Source organism: Pandoraea iniqua (assembly GCF_902459685.1).
Lineage (GTDB): Bacteria > Pseudomonadota > Gammaproteobacteria > Burkholderiales > Burkholderiaceae > Pandoraea > Pandoraea iniqua.
Window position 1 is genome coordinate 263500 of record NZ_CABPSF010000008.1, and the last position, 24051, is coordinate 287550.

Sequence of the window (24051 nt, forward strand, 5' to 3'; positions counted from 1 at the left end):
CGATGAAAAACGACGTCAAGGAATTGCGCCTCGCGCGCGGCTGGTCGCAGAGCGATTTGGGCACGGCGCTGGGCGTCTCGCGTCAGACCGTCAATGCGATCGAGAACCAGCGCTACGACCCGAGTCTGCCGTTAGCGTTTGCGATTGCCCGCGTGTTCGGTCTGCCGATCGAACAAATCTTCAGCGAGGGCGAGTGAGCGTACGGTGCTCGTAATCGAGCGACCCCATCTCGGCGAGTCGGCTGATCGTGCGCGAGAGATCGCGCCAGTCGCGCATGGCATCGAGCGCGGGAATCAACGCCGCGTCCGAGGCGATGATCAACGTGCGCTGCCGGTCGTAGCAGATATCCACCAGCCAGAGAAATCGCTGCAAGGTGTCGGGCCGGCGTAGTCGCTCGAGATGCAACGCGTCGACAATCAGCGATTGCCAGTGTTCCGCCAGCGCCAGATAGTCCAGATGCGAACGATGCGCGACGCACAAGTCGTCGAAATTCGCCCACAACACATGTTCGCCCGAACTGCGTGCCGCTAGCGGGCGGCCCGCCAGCGAGACTTCCGCCGCTGCGCCCGGCGGCGCGCCTTCGAGTTGCGCAAAGTGCTGCGGCAGCACGTCGTTCGCCACATCGAGCGGCGCAATCCAGCGTGAGAGCGACGCGGGCTCGCCTCCCATCCGGTAATCGGTGGCGCCGTCGAAATGCACGATGGCGAAGCGCTGAACGATGACCGCAATGGTCGCCTCGAAACGTGCGTGATATTCCGGATCGGGCAACAAGTCCTGCGGCGCGTAGTTCGACGTCAGCACGAGCTTCACGCCACGGGCGAGCGCGATATCGAGAAAGCGGCCGATCAAAAACGCGTCGGCGATGTCGTGCACGTGGAATTCATCGAAGCACAGCAACGTCACACCAGTGAGCCAGCGATGGGCGACGGCGGCGAGCCGGTCGTCGCACTTGGGTTCGCGCACGAGCTGACGATGCATGTCGCGCAGAAATTCGTGGAAGTGCACCCGGCGCTTTTCGCCGGCGGCCACACTGAACGCCGTGTCGACCATCAGACTCTTGCCACGGCCGGGCTGGCCGTAGCAATACACACCGTCGAAGGGACTGGCGGGCGTGCCAAGGGCAGTGAGGGCCGCGAGAGCATCACGCTGACGGCTATCGGGAACAACGTGGCGCTCGGCCAGCGCTTGCATTACGCGCGCGGCGTCGATCATGAGAATAGGGCTCCGCAATACAACGACCGGTCCGCCAAGCGTGGCGGGGGGCGGTGTCAACGAGCGCCACTATACCGGCGCGGCGCGCCGTCGGCCAATAGGGAATTCGGGGCGAAGTCATCGCATTCCGGCATGGCCGGGGTGCTTCCGGTTTTGCGGCGATTGCTGCTAGAATCGCCGGCAAGGCCGTTGCTGCCTGCCGCTCGCACCCGCAACCCGGGCACGGTGAAAGCATCGCAAGTCAAATGTCTGGCATGTCCGTCCCGTTCCATTGGCGACACGCATCAGCAACGCGAGCACTGATCAGCCCCGTCGCCGTAGAACGCTATCAAGGATGGCAAACATGCGAACTTATCTCGACGCCAAAATCATGGCCAAATCCCTGCGCGACCGTCTTTCGCGCGAGGGCATCGATATCTCCCACGCGCAGGCACTCGAGTCCGTCGCCGCCCAGTTCGGCTTTGCGGACTGGAACGTGCTCGCAGCGAAGCTGGCCTCGGCCTCCGGCGCCGACGGCATCGTCTTCGACACCGTCGCCCCGATTCACCGGATTTTCGATGAAGCGAAAGCACGCGAATTCTATGTCGACTTTCTCGGCTTCCGGCTCGATTGGGAACACCGCTTTGCCGACGGCATGCCGCTCTACTGTCAGGTCTCGCGTGCAGGCATGACGCTGCATCTGTCGGGCCACTTCGGCGACGCCAGCCCGGGTGCCACGACATTCGTGTTCATGCATGGCGTTACGGCCTATCAGCAGGAACTGTCCGGTAAACGCTACCCGAACATGAACCCCGGCATCGAAGAACTCGATTGGGGCAAGCAGATGACGGTCACCGATCCGTTCAATAACCACATCCGCTTCTGCGAGTCGAACGGCTGACCGGATCGGCACGCGACTCCGTCGTCGCCATCGTCATTCGTCGTGCACGGGGCCGTCCCAACCGTCGAGATACTTCGGCAGGTCGTCGCGCACGTCGAATAGCCGGTGGCGATAGAACAGATGCATCGTCGGGCGCAGGGCGGCGGGCAGTTGGCCGTCGTGTGCCCGCGCGAGCAGCGCGTTGGGGACGACGCACATATCCAGCCGGTTGGTGCCGTGCAACGTTTCGCCGCATTGCGGGCAGAAGCGTCGCGTGAGGCTGCGGGCCGGATGGGAAAAAACCTTTGTCGCACCCGCCATGCTTAGCTGGTCCGGCGACCACGCCGTCGCGGCCAATACCGGTGTGCCGTAAAAGTCGCGGCAGGCGTTGCAATGGCAGTTGGCGCGAGCGGCAGGCTCGCCGCGCAATTGCATCGTGACGCCACCGCATTGGCAGGTCACGGACAGGGTGTGGGTGGTTGTTGTCATCGAACGAATCCCGAGACGATGGCAGGCGCGTGAGCGCGAAGGCGTCAGGATACGGCAGCCGGTGCGTGGTGAATCCTACCGAAAGTCACAGGCTGCTAAGGCCCACATCGCTCATACACGGCAGGAATGTCCCTTTCGAAACTCGGGCTTTGCCCGCGCGTGCGGGCGATGCGGTAACGTACTGGCATCTCTCGTCACGGGAACGCCAGACATGTCCGACGCTTTCGATCCGGCGCGCTATTTTCAGCGCATCGGCTATACCGGTCCGCATGAAGCCACGCTCGACGTTTTTCGTCGCGTGCACGCGCTGCATCCGCTGACCATTCCGTTCGAAAATCTTGACCCCCTGCGCGAGCGTCCTGTTCACATCGATCTACCGGCAGTGGTGAGCAAGTTGATTGATGGCGGTCGCGGCGGCTACTGCTTCGAGCAGAACCTGATTTTCGCGAAGGCACTCCAGTACCTCGGCTTTGCCGTCACGCCGCTGATCGGCCGGGTGGTGTGGGGGCGCACGTTCGATGCCGAAGCGTCGCAAACGCATATGCTGCTGCGCGTGGATCTGGACGGCGAAGCGTGGCTGGCCGACGTGGGCTTCGGCTCGGTCACGCTCACTGCGCCGCTGCGTCTGCATTCGACCGAACCGCAGGCAACTCCGCTCGAAACGTATCGTTTCGCGGTGGCCGACGACGGCGAGTATCACTTGAGCGTGCAATCGGCCGACAAGTGGCTGCCGGTGTATCGCTTTGTGACGCGTCCGGCGGAGTGGGTCGATTACAAGCTGGGCAACTGGTTCACGTCGGCCGCGCCGGAGTCGGTGTTTCGCAAGACGCTGATGCTGTGCCGTGCGCTGCCGCAGGGCCGGATCGCCGTGTTGAACACGCGGATGACGGAGCGCGGGATGCGCGGTGAGTTGGTCAACGAGACCGAGATTACTTCGTCGGCTCAGCTCGAACAACTGGTGCGAGAACGCTTCGGCCTGAACGTTACCGACGTCGATATCGACGATCTGTTCCGGCGCGCGCAAGCCGGCGCCGCGCTAGCCGCTGGTTGATTTGCCCGAAGCACCAACGAAAAGGCCGCGCCCTAACGGGACGCGGCCTTTGTCTTGCTGACGCTCGCGGCAGCGATCAATCCGTCATTAATCGGCGACCACCGTCCCCGGCCACATCCGCACGGCCAGTGCGCCGAGTGCGGCGAGCGTCGCCAGCGACGCCACGCCCGTCCAGCCCCACAGCGACAACGCTTGCGCACCGAGTGCGGCACCGACCGACATGCCGATGAACACGCCGACGAAAAGCACGGCGTTCAGGCGGCTGCGAGCAGGCGGTTCGATCCCGTACACGATGGTCTGATGCGAGACCAGCGCTACCTGCACCCCCAGATCGAAGCCGATGGCGGCCAGCCCGATCAGCCACAACTGGGCATGGGCGCTGAGCAACGGGGCAAAAAGCATCGCCGCAAACGACACGGCCACCAGTGCAGCACCGAGACGCGTGACCACCTGCGGCCCCTTGCGATCGGCAATGCGTCCGGCAAGCGGGGCGCCCAGTGCACCGGCCGCACCGGCCAGACCAAATGCCCCGGCGGCTGCCGCGCCCAGATGGAACGGCGCTTCGTGAAGCATCACCGCCAGCGTCGACCAGAAGGCGCTGAAGGCCACCGAGAGCAGTCCCTGCGCGAGCGCCGCACGGCGCAGTGCCGGGTGCTTGCGCCACAGGCCGATCACCGAGCCGAGCAATTGGCGATAGGTCATCTGCGTGGTCGGATGGAATGACGGCAGACCGCGCCAAGCCACTACGCCGAAGCCTGCCACGCTGATGGCGGCGACGACATACATCGCCCGCCAGCCGAAGTTCTGCGCGACGAATCCCGAAATCACCCGCGAGAGCAGAATGCCCAGCAGCAAGCCGGTCATCACCGTGCCGACCACGCGTCCGCGAATCGATTCGGGGGCGAGTGCAGCGGCGGCCGGCACGATGTCCTGCGCCATGGTGGCCGTCAGCCCGATGGCGAGGCTCGCAAATAGCAGCGTGCCGATACCCGGCGCCACGGCGGCGAGCAGCAGTGCCAGCGACAGGGCCGCACCCTTGATCAGCACGATACGGCGGCGGTCGAACCGGTCGCCGAGCGGTACTAACAGCAAGATGCCGAGCGCGTAGCCGAGTTGCGTGAGCGTAGGCACCCAGCCGACGGTCGTGTTGGCGGCGTGAATGTCGTCGGTCATGATGCCCAGCATCGGCTGGGCGTAATACAGCGAGGCCACCGTCAGGCCAGCGCCGGCGGCGAGTAGCAGAATCAGTCGCGCCGACAGTTCCGGCTGAGGCCGGGTGTCTGACGGACTGGCATTGGAAAGCTGGGCGGAACTCATGCGTTGCTCCAGTGAGGTCACAGTACGGGGCGTAGTGTCGCCCTTGGTGCAGTGCAGCGGTAGACCTATAATCCGTAGAACCTTTATACGTGCGACGTATGACCAAAGCCCCGGAATCGCCTGATTCACCTAACCTCCCGACGGAAAAAACGCCAATCATTGCCCCGGGCGTCCCAGCCCTCAAGGCCAGCGGGGCCGACCGCGTCGAGCTGATGCAGACCTTCGTGCGCATTGTCGAAGCGGGCAGCCTGTCGGCGGCAGCGGCGCTGCTGGGCACCACGCAGCCCACGGTCAGCCGCCGTCTGCAAATGCTGGAGCGCTCGCTGGGGCTGCGGCTGCTGCAACGCTCCACCCATCAGATGAAACTCACCGAGGACGGGGAGCGTTGCTTTACCCGCGCGAAAGAGCTGGTGGAAAGCTGGGAGGCGTTCGAAGCCGATTTGCGCGGCACCGGCGAAGAGCCGGAAGGCACGTTGCGCGTGCTGGCGCCGCACGCGTTCGGGCAAGAGTTGCTGGTGGGCCCGCTGGTGAGTTTTCTCGAGCGCTATGCGGGCATCAAGGTGCACTGGTTCTTGCAGGATCGAGAACCCGATTTCATTGCGGAAGGCATCGACTGCGCCATTCACGTGGGCGAGTTACGCGACCCGTCAAACGTGGCGATCACGTTGACCGACGTACCGCGCATCGTGGTGGCTTCTCCCGAGTTGCTGCAAGACCGGCGCTTGCCCACGCATCCGCACGAGCTGGCGCAGATGCCGTGGCTGGCGCTGACGACGTTCTATCGCAATGACATCACGCTCACGCACAAGGACACCCGAGAAAGTGCGCGAGTGACATTCGAACCGCGCATGAGTACCGACAGCCTGTATGTCTTGCGCAGCGCCACATTGCGCGGGCTGGGCGTTGGCGTGAGTTCGGCGTGGGTGATGGCCGAAGACGTTGCGCAGGGGCGCCTGATTCAACTCATCCCGGACTGGCGCTCGACGGCGTTGCCGATGTACATCATCTATCCCTACGCGAAGCATTACCCGGCGCGCTTGCTGCGCTTTGTCGAAGCGATGCGCGCTGCGGTGCCGTCGGTGATCGACAGCGAGCAGCGCAAGATTCGCGATTTGTAACCTCACGCCTGCACGAGCTTTCCGGCTTTGCCCTGCAACAGCGCTTCATTACGCTGGGCCGCGTCGCGCAGGTAGTCCCACAGCGTGGTGATGCGCTTGAGCGTGCGCAACTCTTCGTGGCAATAGATCCAGAAGCTGCGCGTGACGACCACCTCGTCGACCAGCAACGGCACGAGCCGTGGGTCTTGCGCGGCCATGAAGCACGGCAGAATCGCCAATGCTTCGCCCTGCAACGCGGCTTGATATTGCGCGATCACACTCGTGCTGCGCATTACCACGTCGCAGCCCGGCACGACATCTTCCAGATAGCGCAACTCGTTACTGAACGACAACTCGTCGACATAGCTGACGAAACGGCGGCCGCTCAGGTCGGCAAACGTTTCCATGCCGCCGTATTGCGCGAGATAGCCGGGCGTCGCGTACAACTGCAACCGGTAGTCGCATAGCTTGCTGCACACATAAGGCCCGCGCTGCGGCCGCTCGATGGTGATGGCGATGTCGGCCTCGCGTTTCGACAGGCTCACGAAGCGCGGCACCGGCAATACGTCTAGTTGAATGGCGGGGTATTCGCGCTGAAAGTGCGAGAGCACGGGCGTGACGAAATACGTGCCGAAGGCCTCGGTCGAGCCGATGCGCACGTGGCCGGAGAGCGTCTGCCCTAAGCCGGCTACCTGCTCGCAGGCCGACTGCAAGGTGGTTTCCATCTGCTCGGCATGCACGAGCAACTGCTGGCCTTCGTGCGTGAGGGCAAAGCCCGCGTTGCGCGACTTGTCGAAGAGCAACGTGCCGAGCGATTGCTCCAACGCCCGGACGCGGCGCGAGACCGTCGTGTGATCGACGCCCAGCCGCAACGCTGCCGCACTCACGCGCTGCGTGCGCGCCACTTCCAGAAAGTATCGAAGGTCGTCCCAGTCGGGGCGCGGCTCGGCTCCCGTGACGGGGGTGGGGGATGCGTGCTTGCGGGTCGCCATGGGCGCCGTCTCCTATGTGCATTTATGCACAAAGTAGATGCAGCTATGTGCTATGTAAAGCAAATTCGCACAAATACAATTCATGAGCGCTGCGCATAGACGACAGCGACGCACGATAAAAACCAGGAGACAAAGCGATGAAGATCAAGCCGTGGCTGCTCGCGCTGGGACTGGGCGCGGGTTTTGGGATGACGTCGGTTGGCAGCATGGCGCAATTGCCGGACCGTCCGGTGAAGGTGGGGGTGCTCACCGACATGTCGGGCACGTATTCGGCAATGGGCGGCGCGGGCTCGGTGGTGGCCGCGCAAATGGCGATCGACGATTGTCTGGCCGCCGAATGTAAGGGCATGAAGATCGATCTGGTCTCGGCCGACAACCAGAACAAGGCGGACGTGGCCGCCAACAAGGCCCGCGAATGGTTCGATCGCGACAACGTCGACGCAGTGGCTGACCTGACCAATTCCGCCGCGGCGCTCGCCGTGCAAAAGATCGCGATGGACAAGCAGCGCATCGCGCTGTTCTCGGGCCCCGCGACCACACGCCTCACCAACGAAGACTGCTCGCCCACGGGCTTCCACTGGATGTTCGACACCTATTCGCAGTCGGCCGCAACGGCGCGCGCGATGGTCAAGAACGGGGGCAAGACGTGGTACTTCATCACCGTCGATTACGCGTTCGGGCACTCGCTCGAGAAAGACGCAGCGGATAACGTGAAGGCGCTCGGCGGCACGGTGGTGGGCCAATCGCGCCACCCGCTCAACGCGTCGGATTACGCCTCGTTCCTGTTGTCGGCGCAAAGCTCGAAGGCGGAAGTGGTGGCGCTCGCCAATGGCGGGCAAGACACCGTCAACGCGCTCAAGCAGGCGCGCGAATTCGGCATCGTGCAACGCGGGCAGAAGCTGGCGGCGCTGCTGGTGTTCCTCTCCGACGTGCACGCGCTCGGTCTGAATACCGCGCAAGGGCTGATGTTCACGGATGGCTTCTACTGGGACTTCGACGATGCCTCGCGCACGTGGTCGGCTCGCTTCCAGAAAAAGTACAAGGACCTGAAGCCGACGATGGTGCAGGCCGGCGTGTATTCGAGCGTGCTGCACTACCTGCGCGCGGTGGCAGCGACGAAGAGCGTGGATGCCAAGGTGGTTGCGCAAAAGATGCGTGAAATGCCGATTCGCGATCCGATCATGCATAACGCCTCGATTCGCCCCGATGGCCGCGTAATTCACGACATGTATCTGTTCCGCGTGAAGGCGCCCGCCGAGTCGAAGGGCCCGTGGGATTACTACTCCACGGTTGCGACGGTGCCCGCCACCGAAGCGTTCCAACCGTTGTCGAAGTCGACCTGCCCGCTCGTGAAGACGACTGCCGCAGCGCGATAAATGCTTCAACTGCCGGGCAACGGCCTCGCGCCGATTGCCTATCTTTGAGTTACCGGCGGCGCTGTGCGGCGTGGATGTTTCTCAGCATCGCCCCGCAGGCCGCCATTCCTGAACTTTGCATTCGTTTCGATCTGGAGAGCGTGTCATGTCCCTGCCTACTATTCCGCTGCTCATCGACGGCAAGCGCATTGAGTCGAAGACGTCGCAGTGGCGCGACGTTGTGAACCCTGCCACGCAGGAAGTGATCGCGCGCGTGCCGTTTGCCACCCCTGAAGAACTCAATGCCGCCGTCGCGTCGTCGAAGGCGGCTTACAAGACGTGGCGTGCCACGTCGCAGGCGTCGCGCATGCGCGTGATGCTGCGTTTCCAACAACTGCTGCGCGATCACACGGGCGAACTCGCCGAGCTGATCACGCGTGAGCATGGCAAGACGTTGCCCGATGCCGAAGGCGAAATCGGTCGTGGTCTGGAAGTGGTCGAGCACGCCTGTTCGATTGCCTCGCTGCAATTGGGCGAATACGCGCAGAACGCGGCAGGCGGCGTGGATGTGTACACGCTGATCGAACCGCTGGGGGTGTGCGCCGGTATCACGGCGTTCAACTTCCCCGTGATGCTGCCGTGCTTCATGTTCCCGCTGGCGGTCGCCACCGGCAACACGTTCGTGCTCAAGCCGTCGGAACAAGACCCGAGCGCTTCGCTGCGTCTGGCCGAGCTGGCGCTCGAAGCCGGTCTGCCCCCGGGCGTGCTGAACGTCGTGCATGGCGGCCCGGACACGGCCAATGCGATCTGCGATCACCCGGACATCAAGGCGGTCTCGTTCATCGGTTCGACGCATGTCGGCACGCATATCTACCGTCGCGCGTCGGAAGCCGGCAAGCGTTGTCAGGCGATGATGGGCGCGAAGAATCATTGCGTGATCCTGCCGGACGCCGATCGCGAACAAGCGATCAATCACCTGCTGGGCGCAGCATTCGGTGCGGCCGGTCAGCGTTGCATGGCCACGTCGGTGGCCGTACTCGTGGGCGAGGCCCGTGAGTGGGTGCCCGAGCTGGTCGAACGTGCGCGCGCTCTCAAAGTGGGCCCGGGCACCGATCGCAAGGCCGATCTCGGTCCGGTGGTGTCGAAGCAGGCGCGTGCCCGTATCGAGAAGTTGATCGGTGCCGGTGTGGAGGAGGGCGCGAAGCTGTTGCTCGACGGCCGTGGCCATGTCGTGAAGGAAGCGCCGGAAGGCAACTTCGTCGGCCCGACCATCTTCGACGGCGTGAAGGCCGAGATGTCGATCTATCGTGACGAAATCTTCGGGCCGGTGCTCTGCATGACCGGTGTCGATACGCTCGACGAAGCGATTGCCTTCGTCAACGCCAACCCGAACGGTAACGGTGTCGCGCTGTTCACACAGGATGGCGGCGCGGCGCGTCAGTTCCAGAATGAGATCGACGTCGGTCAGGTCGGTATCAACCTGCCGATTCCGGTGCCGGTGGCGTGGTTCAGCTTCACGGGCTCGCGCGGCTCGAAGCTCGGCGATCTGGGGCCGAACGGCAAGCAGGCGATTCTGTTCTGGACGCAGACCAAGACCGTGACGGCCCGCTGGCAAGCGCGCGGCACGGGCCCCTCCGGTGTGAACACGACGATCACGCTGAAGTAAAACGCACGGCTATTTTTCGGGAGACATGACGATGGCTACGGAAACGACCTCTCAGCCCACATGGCGCGTCGCGTTCATCGGGCTGGGCAATATGGGCGGCCCGATGGCGGCGAATCTGGTCAAGGCCGGCCACACGGTGCGCGGCTTCGACCTGTCGGGGGCGGCCGTCGACCGGCTCGCCGCCGGGGGCGGTCAGGCAGCCAAGTCGATTGCCGACGCCGTGCGCGACGCGCAGGTGGTGATCACGATGCTGCCCGCAGGCGAGCATGTGCTCGCCGCGTATGACGGACCGGAGGGTGTGCTGGCCAATGCGCCGGCCGATGCGGTGCTGATCGACAGCAGTACCGTGCCGCCGGAAATTCCGCGTCAGTTGGCGAAGCTCGCGCGCGCTGGTACCGCCTTGCTCGATGCGCCGGTGTCGGGTGGCACGGCGGGCGCGGCGGCGGGCACGCTGACGTTCATGGTCGGGGGCGAGGCTGCACTCGTCGAACGCATGCGGCCGCTGCTGGCCAACATGGGCCGCGCGATTCATCACGGCGGTGCGCTCGGTGCCGGTCAGACGCTCAAGCTGTGCAACAACATGCTGCTCGGCATTCTGATGGCGGGCACGAGTGAGGCGCTGCGGCTGGGCATTGCCAACGGGCTCGACCCGAAGGTGCTCTCGGCGGTGATGCAGCAAAGCTCGGGGCGTAACTGGACGCTGGAGGTTTATAACCCGTGTCCGGGCGTGATGGAGAACGCGGCGTCGTCGCGCGGCTACACCGGCGGGTTTGCGACGGACCTGATGGCCAAGGACCTGCGCCTTGCGCACGGGGCCGCAGCGAGCAGCGATGTCGCGACGCCACTCGGCGATCTGGCACGACGCATCTTTGAAGTGCATCGCGCTAATGGCCACGGTGCGCTCGACTTCTCCAGCATCTTCCAAGACCCGGTGACGCTGGCACAGGCACTCGATGTGAAGTAACGACTTTCGTGCGTTATCAAGATAAAACGCCCGATGGCTTGGCAGCCACCGGGCGTTTTGTCATACGAGCGTTCGACGGGTAAAGCGGGGCGTTTCCCGCAGATCAGCCGGCAATCATGTGATGCAGTTGATCGAGTTCCTGATTGAGCGCGCGCTGCTCGTCACCCGACAAGCCACCGCCGTGCTGGGCCGCCATATCGCGCGCTTCCTGCGCGATGGCATCGAGCCGGCGATGCAGCTCGTAGCCGCGCGGCGGCGGGTAATAGCCTTGGTTCACATGGTTGTCGATGTCGCGCGATTCGTTGCCGATGCGCCGGTCGATCTGCTCGCGGCGTTGCACGGCCACGGTATGCGGGTCTTGCTCGACCACGACACGCGCGGCAGGAGCAGGACGAGGCGGCTCGACGACGCAGCCAGACAACGTGCCAACCACGCCGGCAAGGCCGGCGACCAGTGCGAGAGCGGCGAGGCCGCGAGACTTACCCTGAGTGCGATGTGGATTCATGATCGTTATTGAGCACTTGTACACGCCAAGACGGCGCAGTTGCATTCTGGCGAGGCGCACACACGGCGGGTAGCGATGTTGCATTCGGTTGCAACCATTTCAGCCGCGGCAATGTGACGCAGGTGCCGGCATGCACCGTTCTGGCGCGGCGGCGTTGGCGGACGAGCCCGCCGGACGGTCGCCGCCGGATTCGTTGAAATTGCTGGAAATCGTTGCCGGACGCGGGGCAGGGGCGTATGATGCCCGCGAATTGGCTCCCCCCACAGCCTGTCCTGAGCGCTTGCGAGCGCCATTTGTTGCCATGATCGTTCGTCCCAATCTGCATTGGCTGCGCATGCTTTTCGTCGTGCGCGGTTCGATCGTGCCCAAGATCGCCACGCAGCTCATTTTCACGACGATCATTTCGATTGTCGTCACGGTGGCGCACGGCCGCGTGTTCGAGTGGAAGATTCCGCTCACCTTCGTGCCGTTCTCGCTCATCGGTATCACGCTCGCGATTTTTCTCGGTTTTCGTAACACCACGAGCTACGCCCGCTATTGGGAAGCCCGCGTGCTGTGGGGCAGTGTGCTCAACGAGACGCGTGCCCTCGCACGCCAGTCGATGACGCTGGTCTCGGACACTTCTGATTCACCGCGTTTCGTGGCCTACCTGATCGCGTTCGTGCACGGCATGCGCCATCAGTTGCGCGGCACGGACCCGCGGGCGGACTTCGAGCGTCTGCTCAGCCCGGAAGACGTGAAGTGCCTGATGCGCAAGCAATTCAAGCCGATCACGATTCTGCTGATGGCCGGCGAATGGTTGCGTGAGCGCCGGCTGAAGGGGCAGATCGACGCGCCGCTCGCGCAGGTCATGGAGATGCACCTTGACCGGCTTGGCGAAGCCATCGGCGGCTGCGAGCGCATCGCCTCGACGCCGATCCCGTTCACGTACGGCGTGATCCTGCACCGTGTGACGTATCTCTACAGCGTGCTGCTGCCGTTCGGTCTGGTCGACTCGATCGGACCGATGACGCCGGTCATTGTGGCATTCATCTCGTACACCTTCTTCGCGCTTGAAGCCGTGAGCGCCGAGATCGAAGAGCCGTTCGGGCTGGAACCCAATGACCTCGCGCTCGACGCGATGTCCGATTCCACCGAGCAATCGCTGCGCGAGATCCTGCATCGCCAGCACACCGCGAAGCTGCGCGAGCGCGGCGAGCACCACATCATCACCTGAGCCGTTTTCCTCCCTTAGCAAGCCTTTGATACTAAAGTGCTTGCTTTACTATTTTGCGCGACTATACTCAAGCACATGCTTGACCATGACAACACTCTCGATCTGACGTTTCAGGCGCTGGCCGACACCTCCCGCCGCGCTATGCTCGTGCGCCTGGCGCAGGGGCCGGCGTCGGTGAGCGCGTTGGCGCAGCCGCTGGCGATGTCGCTACAGGCGGTCATGCAGCATCTTGCCGTGCTTGAGAGCGCAGGGCTGGTGCGAACGGAAAAGGCCGGCCGTGTGCGTACGTGCCGGATCGAACCTCAGGCGCTGAGCCTTGCAGAGCGATGGATCAACCAGCGCCGACATGAGTGGGAGGGCCATCTCGACCGATTGGGCGAGTATCTGGCCAGCCTGCCGCCCGAAGGAGCGATTCATGAGGACAGCAAGTGAAGGCGTGGCGCCCCTGCCACCGATGACGATCGGCCGCACCTATGCGGCCGCGAGCGACGCCGTATTCCGGGCTTGGACGACCACGGAAGCCGTCAAACGCTGGTTTTGTCCGACGGGGTATACCGTTCCCGAGGCGCAGGTCGATGCGCGTGTCGGCGGTGTTTTCGAATTGCGGATGCAGTCGCCCGAAGGCGAGTCGCACTGGATTCGCGGGCGTTTCACCGAAATCGACGCGCCCGTGCGGCTGGTGATCGAGATGGACGTGACGGACGCCACCGGGCATGTCTTGTTCCGTGCGCAAACAACGGCAGGTTTCGCGAATGTCTGCGACGGCACGCGGCTCGAAGTCGAGCAACGCTATACGGTGGTCGATCCGGCGTTTGCGTGGATGCCTGCCGGTGCCAGCCAAGGCTGGGCGCAAACGCTCGACAAACTCGCCCGCGAAGTCACCCGCTCCGATGTGGACGTGCCCTCGCATCGTTCGGTCGTGCACGCGACATTCCGTATCGAACGGCAATATGCGGCGACGCCGGCGCGGGTCTTCAGGGCATTGACCGAGCGCGAAGCCAAGGACCGGTGGTTCACCGGCGGCGCAGGCTTCACCCAGCTCGAGCGCTCGATGGATGTGCGCCCCGGGGGCCGTGAGCACTCGAAAGGCCGCTGGGCCGGCGGCATGGTCTCGACGTTCGATGCCCAGTACTTCGATGTGGTGCCCGATACGCGTCTGGTCTATGCCTATGAGATGCACCTCGATACCCGCAAGATCTCGGCATCGCTTGCGACCATCGAACTGCGCGCGCATGACGGCGGCACACAACTCGTCATGACGGAGCAAGGCGCGTTTCTCGACGGGTACGACGACGCCGGTTCGCGTGAGCGGGGCACACATTTCTTGCTCGACGCCCTCGGCGCATCGCTGGCCAACTGAGACGTTCGCGCCCCGGGATCGTTACGGGGCGCGGTTTCTCAGGGTTTGCACCAATATCGGGCAGGCGATTCTCATCGAAACACGCAATAGTTCGTGGACAAATATCGCGTTTTTCATTGCATTTGCGAGTTCTAGACTTCCTTCCATCGACGGCGCTTTAACAAAACAAAGCCGTCGCAACTGACAGGAGTTTTCAAACATGAACCGCAAGAACATCGCAATCGCCCTTATCGCCGCCGCCGCTTCGTTCGGTGCCGCCTCCAGCTACGCTGTTGAAAACGGCAACAACTACCCTGACGTCGCTTCGCAAGGTGCACCGCTCACCCGCGCTGCCGTGCTGGCCGATCTGGCCCAAGCCCGCGCCAACGGTCTGATCCCGCAAGGCGACGCCGACTATCCGGTGTATGTCGCTTCGGGCCCGGCCAAGAGCCGCGTCGAAGTGAAGAACGAACTGGCCCAAGCCCGTGCCGAAGGCCTGATGGCAGAAAACGACGTGGATTACCCGATCGTCGTGTCGCAAGGCCCGAGCGTTTCGCGTGCTGACGTCAAGCAAGAACTCGCCCGCGCCCGCGCTGCTGGCGAACTGAATGTGAGCGAAGGCAGCTGATCTGCCAGTATCGCCCGCCGCATCAAGTGAAAAGCCGTCCCATTGGGGACGGCTTTTTTCATTGGGGCGGACGCAGCCGCGATGGCTTCACGCTTTCATGAAGCGCAGCGCCAGACGCGCCAGTTTCGGCACGAAGGTCGGGCGCAGCAGGCGCTTGTCGTAGCCGTCCATGCGGCGCGCGTCTTCCTCGAGACACAGCGCAATCAGGTCGCGCGGTTTGAGCGATTCGCCGATCTCGGCCGTGCTGGTCGCGGGGAAGTTGGCATCGCGGGCCACGCCGTCGGTGTCGATGCCGCGTGCAATCGCCATACGGTCCCAGATCAACGTGACCCACACGGCGGCGATGCGCGCGAAAAACCACGGGCGTTTCCAGAACGGCAGGTTACGGCGATGCCACGCCACCCAGTTCGCGAAGAACAGGATGTGGCGCGCCTCTTCCTGAATCACCGGTTCGAACGTTTCGACAAGGGCCTCGGGGAAGTAACCCGAGCGCTGGGCGGAACGGAACAGCCCGAACGCGACGAAGCTATCGATACACTCGCTGAAGCCGGTTTTCATCCACGCCCATTCGGGATCGCCGGGCGGCGGATAGGCGGGCTCGGGAGCCAGCTCGATGCCGTAGGCTTCCACCAGTTTCGACAACACCACCTTGTGCCGTGCTTCCTCCTCGCCGTCCATGACGAGGGCCTTGCGGAGCAGCGGGTCCTGCATGGTGGCGGCGTAGGTGGCCACGCGAATGGAGGCGCGGCCTTCGGTCTGCACGGCGATGTCCCAGATGGGCAGCGCGGTCAGCCGCTTGAGGGCGTCGGGCGGAAGCTCGGGCCAGTCGATGACGGCCGGCTTGTAGGGGTTATGAGACTCAAGCAGCATGCGGCAGAACATCTGCTTGTGGGAGTCCGAACCAATCGCCACGGGGCCATCGACATCGAATTGCCAATGGCGCATGACGTGGTCGGCCTCGGCGACGGCTACCGCCTGCGTGTCGGACATCTGTTCGGGATATCGCATGAGGTATCGGTCAGGTCTGCATTCGCAAAAATCATACCATCAAGCATTCAGGCCGCGCCGCCCAGAATTGTCTGTTCGCCGCGCGCGAATGCGAGACGAAATTTCGGCAGAAGTGAGACGCCCACGTGCCGAAAGGGCGTTTGAAATATGCTGTAATTGTTTCGTTTGACGCAACGCGCGTTATCGTCCGGCAGCGTTTATCCTGAGTCAAGGGCTCACTAGACTGGTGAGCCCGCTGTCGCTGTTTTTCAGCTTCTTTGCATTGGACTCATCATGACGTTGACCCTTGAGCAACTCTTTCCGCAGCATCGTCCCGAAGGTGAAGCCGTGGCCACGGCTCTGGACAGTCACGCCGTCGTACAGGCGCTGTCGCTGGCGTGCGCCGATCACCCGCTCGTCTTGCTGCGCATGATGTACCCGGCCACGGATGCCACCACGCACCGCAGCCGCGACGAACTCGCCGAAGTGCTTCACCGCCACGGCTTGCATCAGGTCGCCGGCCTGATCGAGGAAGAGTCGCCGTACCTGATGTTCACGTCGGTCGCGCACGCCTTCCTCACGCTGGTGGAAATTCGCCGCTATTCGGCCGCGATTGCCGTGCATCTCTACTATCGCGGGTTGGCCGGCACCGATGCCGAAGAACGCCTGCGCACCGACGCCAAAGTGCCGGCAGACGGGCATTTCAAGCCGTTCGATTAAGCGATTTGATGCGACGAATGGTGGGGTAGCAAACACAGCGCGCAGACTTACGCTGCGCGCTGTGTTGCGCTGTGGCGATTACTGCCCAGCGCTTTTCTCTTGCGCTTCGGGCGGTGTGGATGGTGTGGGCGTCATGTCCGGCGCTTTGTCGCCATCCCAGCCGAACGTGACCTGCCGCTGCGCCTTGCGCTGTTCGCGCTCGCGCGTCATCTGCTCCTCGAACTGACGGCGGCCTTCCTTGGACTTCGCAATCATCTTGTTGCGGTCTTGATAGAAGGGGTACATCTCGTCGGTCAGCTTGATGTTGCCGCGCCGGAACGCCATGGTCGCTTCGCGCGCTTCGGCGGCCGGCCAGCCGAGTTCTTCCAGCACCGAACGTGCGCTGCGAAGCGACGACTCGAACACTTCCCGCTCGATGTGCTTCACGCCCCGGTCGCGTAACTGGAACAGATGCCCCACGTTGCGCGCCCGCGCGACGATCGGTACCGCTGGAAAATGCTCGCGCAGCAAATCCACGATCTCCAGCGACTGATCGACATCGTCGACGGCGACCACCACCGCACGCGCATTGGCGACACCGGCGATGCGCAGCAGGTCGAGCCGCGTGGCATCGCCGTAGAACACGCGAAAACCAATCTGCCGCAGGCTCTCGATGGTGTCCGGGTCATGATCGAGCACCGTCACCGAAACGCCCTGCGGTATCAACGCCCGTCCGACGATCTGGCCGTAGCGGCCAAACCCGCAGATCACCACACTCGCGGTCTGCGGCTCGGCAATCTCTTCCATGCGCGGCGAACCCTTGAGGCTGTAGCGCGGCAGCAGCCACTTGTCGATGGCGACGAGCAGCAGTGGCGAGATCAGCATCGATAGCGCGACGGCACCGATCAGGAATGACGACACCGCCGGTGGCAAGACTTGCGGGCCCGCCGACTGAAACACCACGAAGGCGAATTCACCACCCTGTGCCAGCAGCAGCGTGAAGATCGGCCGCTCCTGATACGGCAGCTTCATCAGTCGCGACAAGCCGTAGATCGCGAGTCCCTTCACGGCCATGAATCCGACAACCACCGCCAGCATGCGCAGCGGCTGTGCGAACAACACGCCGAAGTCGATGCTCATGCCCACGGCGATAAAGAACAACCCGAGCAGCAGCCCCTTGAATGGCTCGATGTCGGTTTCGAGTTCGCGCCGGTATTCGCTTTCTGCCAGCAGCACACCGGCGAGGAATGCGCCCAACGCCATCGACAAACCGACCCACTGCATCAACGCGGCAATGGCGACAACGAGCAGCAACGCAGCGGCCGTGAAGATTTCCGGCGTCTTGCTGTTGGCAATCCAGCGCAGCAACGGCCGCAACGCGAGCCGGCCACCGAGAATGATCGCCGCGATCACGCCGACGATTTTCAGCGCTTCGAGCGCACGCTGGGTACCGGTCAGGGCATGGCTGTCGACCGAATTAGCGAGCAGCGGCAGCAGCGCAAGAATGGGGATGGCGGCAACGTCCTGAAACAGCAGAATCGAGAAACCGGCTTGTCCGCTGGGCGTGCCGAGCAGATTGCGCTCGGCCATCACCTGCAAGGCAATCGCCGTGGACGACAGCGCCAGTCCGAGCGCCGCGACGAGTGCAATGCGCCACGGTGCACCGAGTGCGAAGCCGGCGCAGAACAACAGCACGGCGCAGCCGATGACTTGTGCGGAGCCCCAGCCGAAGATCGGCCGTCGTAAATTCCACAGACGGCGCGGCTCCAGTTCGAGGCCGACGAGAAACAACATGAGCACCACGCCGAACTCGGCGAAGTGCAGCACGTCTTCCACGCGCGAGACGAGTCCGAGGCCCCACGGACCGATGGCGATGCCGGCGGCGAGATAGCCGATGATTGCGCCTAGCCCTAACGCCCGCGAGAGCGGCACCACGATGACCGCTGCCGCGAGATAGATCAGGCTGGCGAGCAGCCACGACGGGACGTGTTCCATCAGATGGCCCTCCCGGGACGGGCGCCGGTGGCGGTGTCAGTGGTGGCGTCAGTGGTGGCCGGTGCGCTTACCGCAGGCGGCGCGACGTCCGGCGGGCAGCGCGGGCGGTCGCTGTCGGGGATGTCGCTGCACTCGGGTGCGGCGTCCATCGAGATCAGTTCCGGCCATTGCGGATACGTCGCCAGACGGCCGGCGAATTCGCTTACATGTGCGTCGAGTGCGGCGTCGCCGCTGCGGCGCGCGCCGTAGAACACTTGCGGCGGCAGGAAGCGCATGCCGCACAGTCGTGCCGTCTGTTCGTATGCCGGCAGAAAGTCGGCGAAGTCGTGCTGGTTGTAGCCTTCGGCGCAGTAGCTGGCCTGCGGGCCGCCCGTGCTCGGCACGAGCCAGAGGTCTTTTCCGGCAAGCGCGTGGCCGTCGTGTCCGTAGGCCCAGCCCCATGTAAGCACTTCGTCGAACCAGAGTTTTTGCAGCGGCGGCATGCTGTACCAATAGATCGGATGCACGAGCACGATCAGATCGGCACGCGCCACGCGCTGCTGCTCGGCAGCCACGTCGATGCTGAAGTCGGGGTAGGTCGAATACAGGTCGTTGACGTCGACACCGGCAATGCTGCGCGCGGCGTCGAGCAGGCGGCGGTTCACGCGTGAGTCGCGCCAACGCGGATGCGCCACGATGACATAGATGGCGCGCCCGGGCGTGCTGTCGGCCGCCGTGGGGAGGGCTGGGGGGGAAGCGGGTTCGGTCATGCGAGGGAGAATACCGCATTCGCATGACGGCCGATTGCGTCGATGTTAAAGACTGAGGTAGCAGCGGCCGTTAAGTGTGGATATGCTTCACTGAGCTTTCGATAGGTCCGCTTTGCCCGGGTTCGATACGTGGCACAAGCGGGGGTTGAAGTCACATAACAAGAACTTTTGCGCGGGGGCCGCTTGGCGGTCGATACCTGCGCTACACCGACATGTCGCCGCAAGCCTTTCGCAATACCGTCAACATGATCTATCACGGCCGCAACGTCGCTCTGGCGTTGCTGCTGGTCGCACTCCTCTACAACCAGACCTTCTGGGTGTTCGTGAGCGCCGTCGCGGCGGCGCTGTGTACTGGCGCGTTGCGCGAGGCCGACCGCATGCCCGAAGACGAGGACGTGCCGCCGCGCCCGCTCGTCATTCAGGTGCTTCGCATCTCCGTGCCGCTACTGCTCACGATGTTCGCCCTCGGCTATGGCGTGGTGTGGTTCAACCGCAATTTCGGCTGACGACGTTCCGTCGTCACAACACCATGGCGCGCATGGCCCGGCCGGTTGCCTCATCGGCCGGATAGAACGCTTCGAGCGCCAGTTCGGCGAGCGTGACATCCACCGGCGTTCCAAACACCGTCGTCGTGCTGAAGAACGACAACAGGCCGGCGTCGGTGCGCAATTGCATCGGCACGAAGATGCTCGCTGATGCGGGCACCGCAGGCGGCGGCTCCCGTGACGACACGGGATACGCCTTCAACTCCTCATACAGCTCGCCCAGCGTCGCATCGCCGCTCGCATGAATCTGCTGACGCAGACGATGCAGCAGATGCGCGCGCCATTCGGGCAGATTCGCGATGCGCGGTGCCAGCCCGTCGGGATGCAGCGACAGGCGCAGCACGTTGACCGCGCCGCTCAACAATGACGGGTCCACGCCAGCGAGCAGCGGCATGACGGCGCGATTTGCCGCCAGCAATGTCCAGTGGCGATCGACGGCCAGTGCCGGGTACGGCTCGTGGCCGTCGAGCACGCGCTGCACGGCTTCGCGGGCCACGGCCATGTCGGGCGCATCGAACGCGCGGGCTTCGAAGCGCGGTGCGAAGCCGGCCGCTACCAGCATCGCATTGCGCTCGCGCAACGGAATGTCGAGCGCCTGCGCAAGGTGCAGCAGCATCTCGCGGCTCGGCTGCGCGCGGCCCGTCTCGACAAAGCTCAGATGGCGCGTCGAGATCTCCGCTTCGAGCGCGAGATCGAGTTGGCTCATGCGCCGGCGCTGACGCCAGTCGCGCAACAGGGTTCCGATAGCAGGTGTTGTCATGAAACGGATGATAGCGGCTGGGGAATGCGCCGCCATTACCTCGCAGGTAATCGACGGCGTGTCGTGGGCTCACGAAGATGTCAGTCAGCGAGACCCGATGTCTCGTCGTCCTGATCACCCGCAGCAAGATGGAAGTCTGCGTGCGGTGCGGATCGGTCCAACTTCGATGGAGGTCGCCATGATGTCATCCCGTCAAACTTCGGTTCAATCTTCAGCGCAGTCGTCGGTTCAGCCGTCAATGCAGGAGGCGTCGGCTAAATCGCTATTTCTTGCCCGCGCGTTGCTCGCCGACGCGCTCGTGAGCGGCGCGGTCGGCCTGTTGCAGGTGCTGGCGGCGGCACCGCTGGCCGCACTGCTGGATCTGCCTGCCGACGGTCTGCGCGTGACCGGGCTGGTGCTGCTCGTCTATGGGGCGGCGCTGGTGTGGCTGGTGCGCCGCACGACGTTGCCGGCGGGTGCCGCATGGACGGTGATCGCCATCAATGCGATCTGGGCGCTCGACTGCGCCATCTTGCTGGCGTCGGACTGGATCGCGCCAAACGCGTTGGGCGCAGCGTTCATCGCTGTGCAGATCGTGACCGTGCTGGTGTTTGCCGAACTGACGTTCATCGGGTTGCGCCGCCGTCGGGCGGCGCAGGCCTGATGGTTATTTCACGAACTGAATGTCGTTCGGTGCCTGCGGCGGCAGCTTGATCGCCAGCACTTTGAATTCGCCGCTGGTGTTTTGCGACCCGGCGTGCACGGTGCCGCGCGGAATGATGATGAGATCGCCCGGGTGCACGTCGCGCTGCTGGTCGCCGAGCCAGAACGTGCCGCTACCGGCGATCACGTACTGAATCTCGTCGGCGTCCTGATGCGTGTGGCGCGGCACGTTGCCGCTTTGCACGGCGACGGTGCCGTTGGCCGTGGCCACGAGCGTGCGCGAGCGCAGCGTGCCGACGTTAGGCACGAGCTTGCCGATCTGTTCGTCGGTCATGGCGCCGACGTCGATGATTTGCGGGGTGAGGGCGGTGGCCTGCGCCACAGCGCTGGGCATCAGATGGGACGAGAGGAAGCCGGCGGCGAAGGCGGCAGGTACGGCAGCAAGCAGGACGTAGCGACGCATGTTCTTGTTCCTTTTGTGGGTGCTTTGTGAGCGAGACAAGCAACGGAATTCACGAGCGAGCGACTTGCAGAACCGCCATGAAGGCGGCCGGCCCGCGCTGCACGATCAAGCGTGCAGCAGGGGCCTGTGCCGGACTATACGCGCTCCCGCGCGAGGGCGGGATGCGGAATTGTCGGTAGACGGAAGGGGGCAGCGGTGCCCCTTATGACCGGGGGCGCCGCGTAATACTGCCGATGACGTTCGATTATTGCAGCGGGTGCGCAGGCACGTCGCCGTGCTTATGCAGCAGCGCGTTGCGGCGCGCGTAGGTGAAGTAGATCACCATGCCGATGGCGAGCCACACCACGAATGCGATCCACGTCGCGGCTTGCAGGTGGGCCATCAGGAACAGGCAAAGGCCTGCGGAGATCAGTGGCACCACCGGCGCCCCCGGCACGCGAAACGCGCGCGGCAGGTCAGGACGCGTGCGGCGCAGCACGAGCACGGCGACCGACACCAGCGCGAACGCCGACAGCGTGCCGATATTGATCAGCTCGGCGAGCACGCCCAGCGGCACGAACCCGGCGATGACGGCGAACACCACGCCGATGATCCACGTGCCCGCAAACGGGGTCTTGTGCGTCGGGTGGATGCGCGAGAGCAGCGGCGGCAGCAGGCCGTCGCGCGACATCGCGTAAGTGATACGCGTCTGGCCGTAGGTCATCACCAGAATCACGGTCGTCATGCCGAGAATCGCGCCCAGATCGACGAAGCCCGCGACCCAATTCTGTCCCGCATATTGCAGTGCCAGCGACACCGGGTGATCCACGCCCGCGAACTGCGCGAACGGCACGATGCCGGTCATGATGGCGGCGACCACGACATACAACAGCGTGCACACGATCAGCGAGCCGATGATGCCGATCGGCAGATCGCGGCCCGGGTTGCGCACTTCCTCAGCGGCGGAGGTTACGGCGTCGAAACCGATGAACGCGAAGAACACCAGCGCCGCAGCGTTGAACATGCCGCTGGTGCCAAACGGCATGAACGGCGTCCAGTTGGCCGGCTTCACATGCCACACGCCCACGGCGATAAAGAGCAGCACCACGCCGATCTTGATCGCGACCATCAGGTTGTTGATCCGCGCCGATTCGCGCACGCCATACGACAGCACCCACGTGACCAGCAACATGATGACCACGGCCGGCAGATTGATGAAGGTTGTCACGCCCGGCACGCTGCCCGGTGCTGCTGTGATGACGGCGGGCAGGTGCAGGCCGAAACCGGCCGCCAGCGACTGGAAGTAACCCGACCAGCCGACCGACACGGCCGACGATGCCAGACCGTATTCGAGCATCAGATCCCAGCCGATGATCCACGCCACGATCTCGCCGAGCGTTGCATAGCTATACGTGTAGATCGAGCCGGAGACGGGAATGGTGGACGCGAACTCGGCGTAGCACAGCGCGGCGAAGCCGCAGGCCGTGGCCGCGATCATGAACGAGATGGTGAGGGCGGGGCCAGCGGTGAGGGCGCCCGTGCCGGTGAGGACGAAAATGCCGGTGCCGATGATGGCGCCGATGCCCATCAGGACCAGATCGATGGGGCCCAGCACCTTGCGGAGACTGCCGGTGCGGCTTGCCGCCAGCATGCTCTCGATGTTTTTGGTTCGAAAAAGACTCATGACCTGCAAAAGGTTCCTGCAACGTATGTCTCTGGCGCGCGCGTGACGCGCGCCATGGAGAAATCCCGCGGGCAACGATGTCCCGCGACCTGGCTGCAAGGGCACCCTGGGCTTGTGGCCGCTCGTTCCCATGCCTGACGGATTGGCCGCAGGGAGAGCGAAGCGCCGCGCATGCCTGATCGCTGTCGGGTGCGTGGCTGCCTATCAGGCATCGGCCACGGATGACGAAGGCCGCTCACGGGACGCACGGGTGGTGCATACCGGACGCGGCATGGCGATAGGCAACCGCGGCGTGCAAAGGCACGCCGGGGCGGGACGAACACGATCGAGACTTACGGAGGATCTTGCCGGACTGCCGTGAACGTCGCGCGGTGAGGCTGCGACGGCACGTCTGAGAGATCTGCTAAGTGGTCTGCAATGTGACGGGTGCCCGTTAAGCTGGCTAGCAAAACACCGGCGCCGGGGCACCGGTGTGTCAGTTGCGCGCTTGCGTTGCTAAGGGCTCGCTGTCCTGCGGGCCGGCCATCGGCGCCTGATCGGCGCCTCCGCCTGGCCGGCAATGCTCACATTTTAAGCGTTTTTCCCAAAACGCGTGCAGTGGCCACTGAATTAGGGTCACGTACTCCGGGTGCCGGTTCGGGGATCAGCGATCACCGCCCGGACGCCCACCGCCGCCACCGCCATGGCCCCCGCCACCGCCGCCATGGCCGCCTCCATTACCACCGCCGTGGCCCCCACCGCCGCCACCGCCACCACCGGGCGGGCGCGGACCGTGTCCACCCCCTCCACTGGGCGGCCGTGGGCCGGGGCCCGCCCCGTGCCCGGGCGGACGCCCCGGACCGGGGCCTGCACCGTGAC

General features: G+C 64.1%; 26 protein-coding genes. 14 read left to right on the plus strand and 12 right to left on the minus strand.

Annotation, left to right across the window (positions count from 1 at the left end; translation table 11 throughout):
- The first annotated feature begins 2 nt into the window (after positions 1-2).
- Positions 3-197: a helix-turn-helix transcriptional regulator gene (locus PIN31009_RS23615; RefSeq protein ID WP_058376017.1), complete on the plus strand. Its 195-nt coding sequence runs from the start codon at positions 3-5 to the stop codon at positions 195-197.
- Here the strand turns inward: PIN31009_RS23615 and zapE are convergent.
- Entirely contained in the window at positions 181-1212 is a 1032-nt protein-coding gene (gene zapE / locus PIN31009_RS23620; RefSeq protein ID WP_150791737.1) for a cell division protein ZapE, read from the minus strand. The two genes, PIN31009_RS23615 and zapE, sit on opposite strands and share 17 nt — an antisense overlap.
- 343 nt (positions 1213-1555) lie before the next feature.
- Between zapE and PIN31009_RS23625 the strand changes: the two genes are divergently transcribed.
- On the plus strand, positions 1556-2092 hold the full coding sequence (locus PIN31009_RS23625) for a glyoxalase superfamily protein (RefSeq protein ID WP_150686293.1): 537 nt from the start codon (positions 1556-1558) through the stop codon (positions 2090-2092).
- Positions 2093-2125: 33 nt separating this feature from the next.
- On the opposite strand, the gene PIN31009_RS23630 is transcribed toward PIN31009_RS23625, so the two are convergent.
- Complete coding sequence (locus PIN31009_RS23630) at positions 2126-2560, minus strand: GFA family protein (protein ID WP_150686294.1); 435 nt, start codon at positions 2558-2560, stop codon at positions 2126-2128.
- A 211-nt stretch (positions 2561-2771) separates the two neighbouring features.
- Here PIN31009_RS23630 and PIN31009_RS23635 point away from each other — a divergent pair, with 211 nt between their 5' ends.
- Complete coding sequence (locus PIN31009_RS23635) at positions 2772-3611, plus strand: arylamine N-acetyltransferase family protein (protein WP_150791738.1); 840 nt, start codon at positions 2772-2774, stop codon at positions 3609-3611.
- Positions 3612-3698: 87 nt separating this feature from the next.
- Here PIN31009_RS23635 and PIN31009_RS23640 read toward each other — a convergent pair whose 3' ends face one another.
- A complete protein-coding gene (locus tag PIN31009_RS23640; RefSeq protein WP_150791739.1) occupies positions 3699-4928 on the minus strand; it encodes an MFS transporter in 1230 nt (409 codons plus the stop codon).
- A 98-nt stretch (positions 4929-5026) separates the two neighbouring features.
- Here PIN31009_RS23640 and PIN31009_RS23645 point away from each other — a divergent pair, with 98 nt between their 5' ends.
- A complete protein-coding gene (locus PIN31009_RS23645; protein WP_425495510.1) occupies positions 5027-6046 on the plus strand; it encodes a LysR family transcriptional regulator in 1020 nt (339 codons plus the stop codon).
- Between the two features lie 2 nt (positions 6047-6048).
- Here PIN31009_RS23645 and PIN31009_RS23650 read toward each other — a convergent pair whose 3' ends face one another.
- On the minus strand, positions 6049-7017 hold the full coding sequence (locus PIN31009_RS23650; protein WP_150791740.1) for a LysR family transcriptional regulator: 969 nt from the start codon (positions 7015-7017) through the stop codon (positions 6049-6051).
- Between the two features lie 188 nt (positions 7018-7205).
- On the opposite strand from PIN31009_RS23650, the gene PIN31009_RS23655 reads away from it, so the two are divergent.
- The 3 genes from PIN31009_RS23655 (at position 7206) to mmsB (ending at position 11002) form a co-directional block, all read left to right on the plus strand.
- Positions 7206-8393 (plus strand): ABC transporter substrate-binding protein, encoded by a 1188-nt coding sequence (locus PIN31009_RS23655; RefSeq protein WP_087686540.1) that lies wholly within the window; start codon positions 7206-7208, stop codon positions 8391-8393.
- Between the two features lie 145 nt (positions 8394-8538).
- Complete coding sequence (locus tag PIN31009_RS23660) at positions 8539-10038, plus strand: CoA-acylating methylmalonate-semialdehyde dehydrogenase (protein WP_150791741.1); 1500 nt, start codon at positions 8539-8541, stop codon at positions 10036-10038.
- Between the two features lie 31 nt (positions 10039-10069).
- Complete coding sequence (mmsB, locus tag PIN31009_RS23665; RefSeq protein WP_150686297.1) at positions 10070-11002, plus strand: 3-hydroxyisobutyrate dehydrogenase; 933 nt, start codon at positions 10070-10072, stop codon at positions 11000-11002.
- Positions 11003-11105: 103 nt separating this feature from the next.
- On the opposite strand, the gene PIN31009_RS23670 is transcribed toward mmsB, so the two are convergent.
- The gene (locus PIN31009_RS23670) at positions 11106-11507 is read right to left on the minus strand and encodes a hypothetical protein (RefSeq protein ID WP_058379893.1); all 402 of its coding nucleotides are present in this window, start codon (positions 11505-11507) and stop codon (positions 11106-11108) included.
- A gap of 301 nt (positions 11508-11808) precedes the next feature.
- Between PIN31009_RS23670 and PIN31009_RS23675 the strand changes: the two genes are divergently transcribed.
- From PIN31009_RS23675 to PIN31009_RS23690, 4 genes are all read left to right on the plus strand, one after another.
- On the plus strand, positions 11809-12723 hold the full coding sequence (locus PIN31009_RS23675; RefSeq protein ID WP_150686298.1) for a bestrophin family protein: 915 nt from the start codon (positions 11809-11811) through the stop codon (positions 12721-12723).
- Positions 12724-12798: 75 nt separating this feature from the next.
- Entirely contained in the window at positions 12799-13155 is a 357-nt protein-coding gene (locus PIN31009_RS23680; RefSeq protein WP_150686299.1) for an ArsR/SmtB family transcription factor, read from the plus strand.
- On the plus strand, positions 13139-14083 hold the full coding sequence (locus tag PIN31009_RS23685; protein WP_150791742.1) for an SRPBCC family protein: 945 nt from the start codon (positions 13139-13141) through the stop codon (positions 14081-14083). Before PIN31009_RS23680 ends, PIN31009_RS23685 begins: the two co-directional genes overlap by 17 nt.
- Positions 14084-14282: 199 nt before the next feature.
- Positions 14283-14690 (plus strand): DUF4148 domain-containing protein, encoded by a 408-nt coding sequence (locus tag PIN31009_RS23690; RefSeq protein ID WP_150686301.1) that lies wholly within the window; start codon positions 14283-14285, stop codon positions 14688-14690.
- Positions 14691-14777: 87 nt separating this feature from the next.
- Here the strand turns inward: PIN31009_RS23690 and PIN31009_RS23695 are convergent, their stop codons facing one another.
- Entirely contained in the window at positions 14778-15680 is a 903-nt protein-coding gene (locus PIN31009_RS23695) for a ferritin-like domain-containing protein (protein WP_150791758.1), read from the minus strand.
- A 291-nt stretch (positions 15681-15971) separates the two neighbouring features.
- On the opposite strand from PIN31009_RS23695, the gene PIN31009_RS23700 reads away from it, so the two are divergent.
- Positions 15972-16397 carry a hypothetical protein gene (locus PIN31009_RS23700; protein ID WP_150686302.1) on the plus strand — a complete coding sequence of 142 codons (426 nt, stop codon included), beginning with the start codon at positions 15972-15974 and terminating at the stop codon, positions 16395-16397.
- 78 nt (positions 16398-16475) lie between these two features.
- Here PIN31009_RS23700 and kefC read toward each other — a convergent pair whose 3' ends face one another.
- A complete protein-coding gene (kefC, locus tag PIN31009_RS23705) occupies positions 16476-18371 on the minus strand; it encodes a glutathione-regulated potassium-efflux system protein KefC (RefSeq protein ID WP_150791743.1) in 1896 nt (631 codons plus the stop codon).
- The gene (gene kefF / locus PIN31009_RS23710) at positions 18371-19120 is read right to left on the minus strand and encodes a glutathione-regulated potassium-efflux system oxidoreductase KefF (RefSeq protein WP_150791744.1); all 750 of its coding nucleotides are present in this window, start codon (positions 19118-19120) and stop codon (positions 18371-18373) included. The genes kefC and kefF overlap by 1 nt, the downstream gene beginning before the upstream one ends.
- 212 nt (positions 19121-19332) lie before the next feature.
- Here kefF and PIN31009_RS23715 point away from each other — a divergent pair, with 212 nt between their 5' ends.
- A complete protein-coding gene (locus tag PIN31009_RS23715; protein ID WP_150791745.1) occupies positions 19333-19626 on the plus strand; it encodes a hypothetical protein in 294 nt (97 codons plus the stop codon).
- 13 nt (positions 19627-19639) lie between these two features.
- On the opposite strand, the gene PIN31009_RS23720 is transcribed toward PIN31009_RS23715, so the two are convergent.
- Positions 19640-20425 carry a helix-turn-helix domain-containing protein gene (locus PIN31009_RS23720; RefSeq protein WP_150686306.1) on the minus strand — a complete coding sequence of 262 codons (786 nt, stop codon included), beginning with the start codon at positions 20423-20425 and terminating at the stop codon, positions 19640-19642.
- Between the two features lie 178 nt (positions 20426-20603).
- Between PIN31009_RS23720 and PIN31009_RS23725 the strand changes: the two genes are divergently transcribed.
- Positions 20604-21068 carry a hypothetical protein gene (locus tag PIN31009_RS23725; protein WP_217426833.1) on the plus strand — a complete coding sequence of 155 codons (465 nt, stop codon included), beginning with the start codon at positions 20604-20606 and terminating at the stop codon, positions 21066-21068.
- A gap of 3 nt (positions 21069-21071) precedes the next feature.
- Here the strand turns inward: PIN31009_RS23725 and PIN31009_RS23730 are convergent, their stop codons facing one another.
- The 3 genes from PIN31009_RS23730 to PIN31009_RS28105 form a co-directional block, all read right to left on the minus strand.
- Positions 21072-21530 (minus strand): cupin domain-containing protein, encoded by a 459-nt coding sequence (locus PIN31009_RS23730; RefSeq protein ID WP_150686307.1) that lies wholly within the window; start codon positions 21528-21530, stop codon positions 21072-21074.
- Positions 21531-21774: 244 nt separating this feature from the next.
- Entirely contained in the window at positions 21775-23193 is a 1419-nt protein-coding gene (gene bcaP, locus PIN31009_RS23735) for a branched-chain amino acid transporter BcaP (RefSeq protein ID WP_150791746.1), read from the minus strand.
- A 615-nt stretch (positions 23194-23808) separates the two neighbouring features.
- A partial coding sequence (locus tag PIN31009_RS28105; protein ID WP_217426834.1) for a hypothetical protein occupies positions 23809-24051 on the minus strand: 243 nt, incomplete at its 5' end.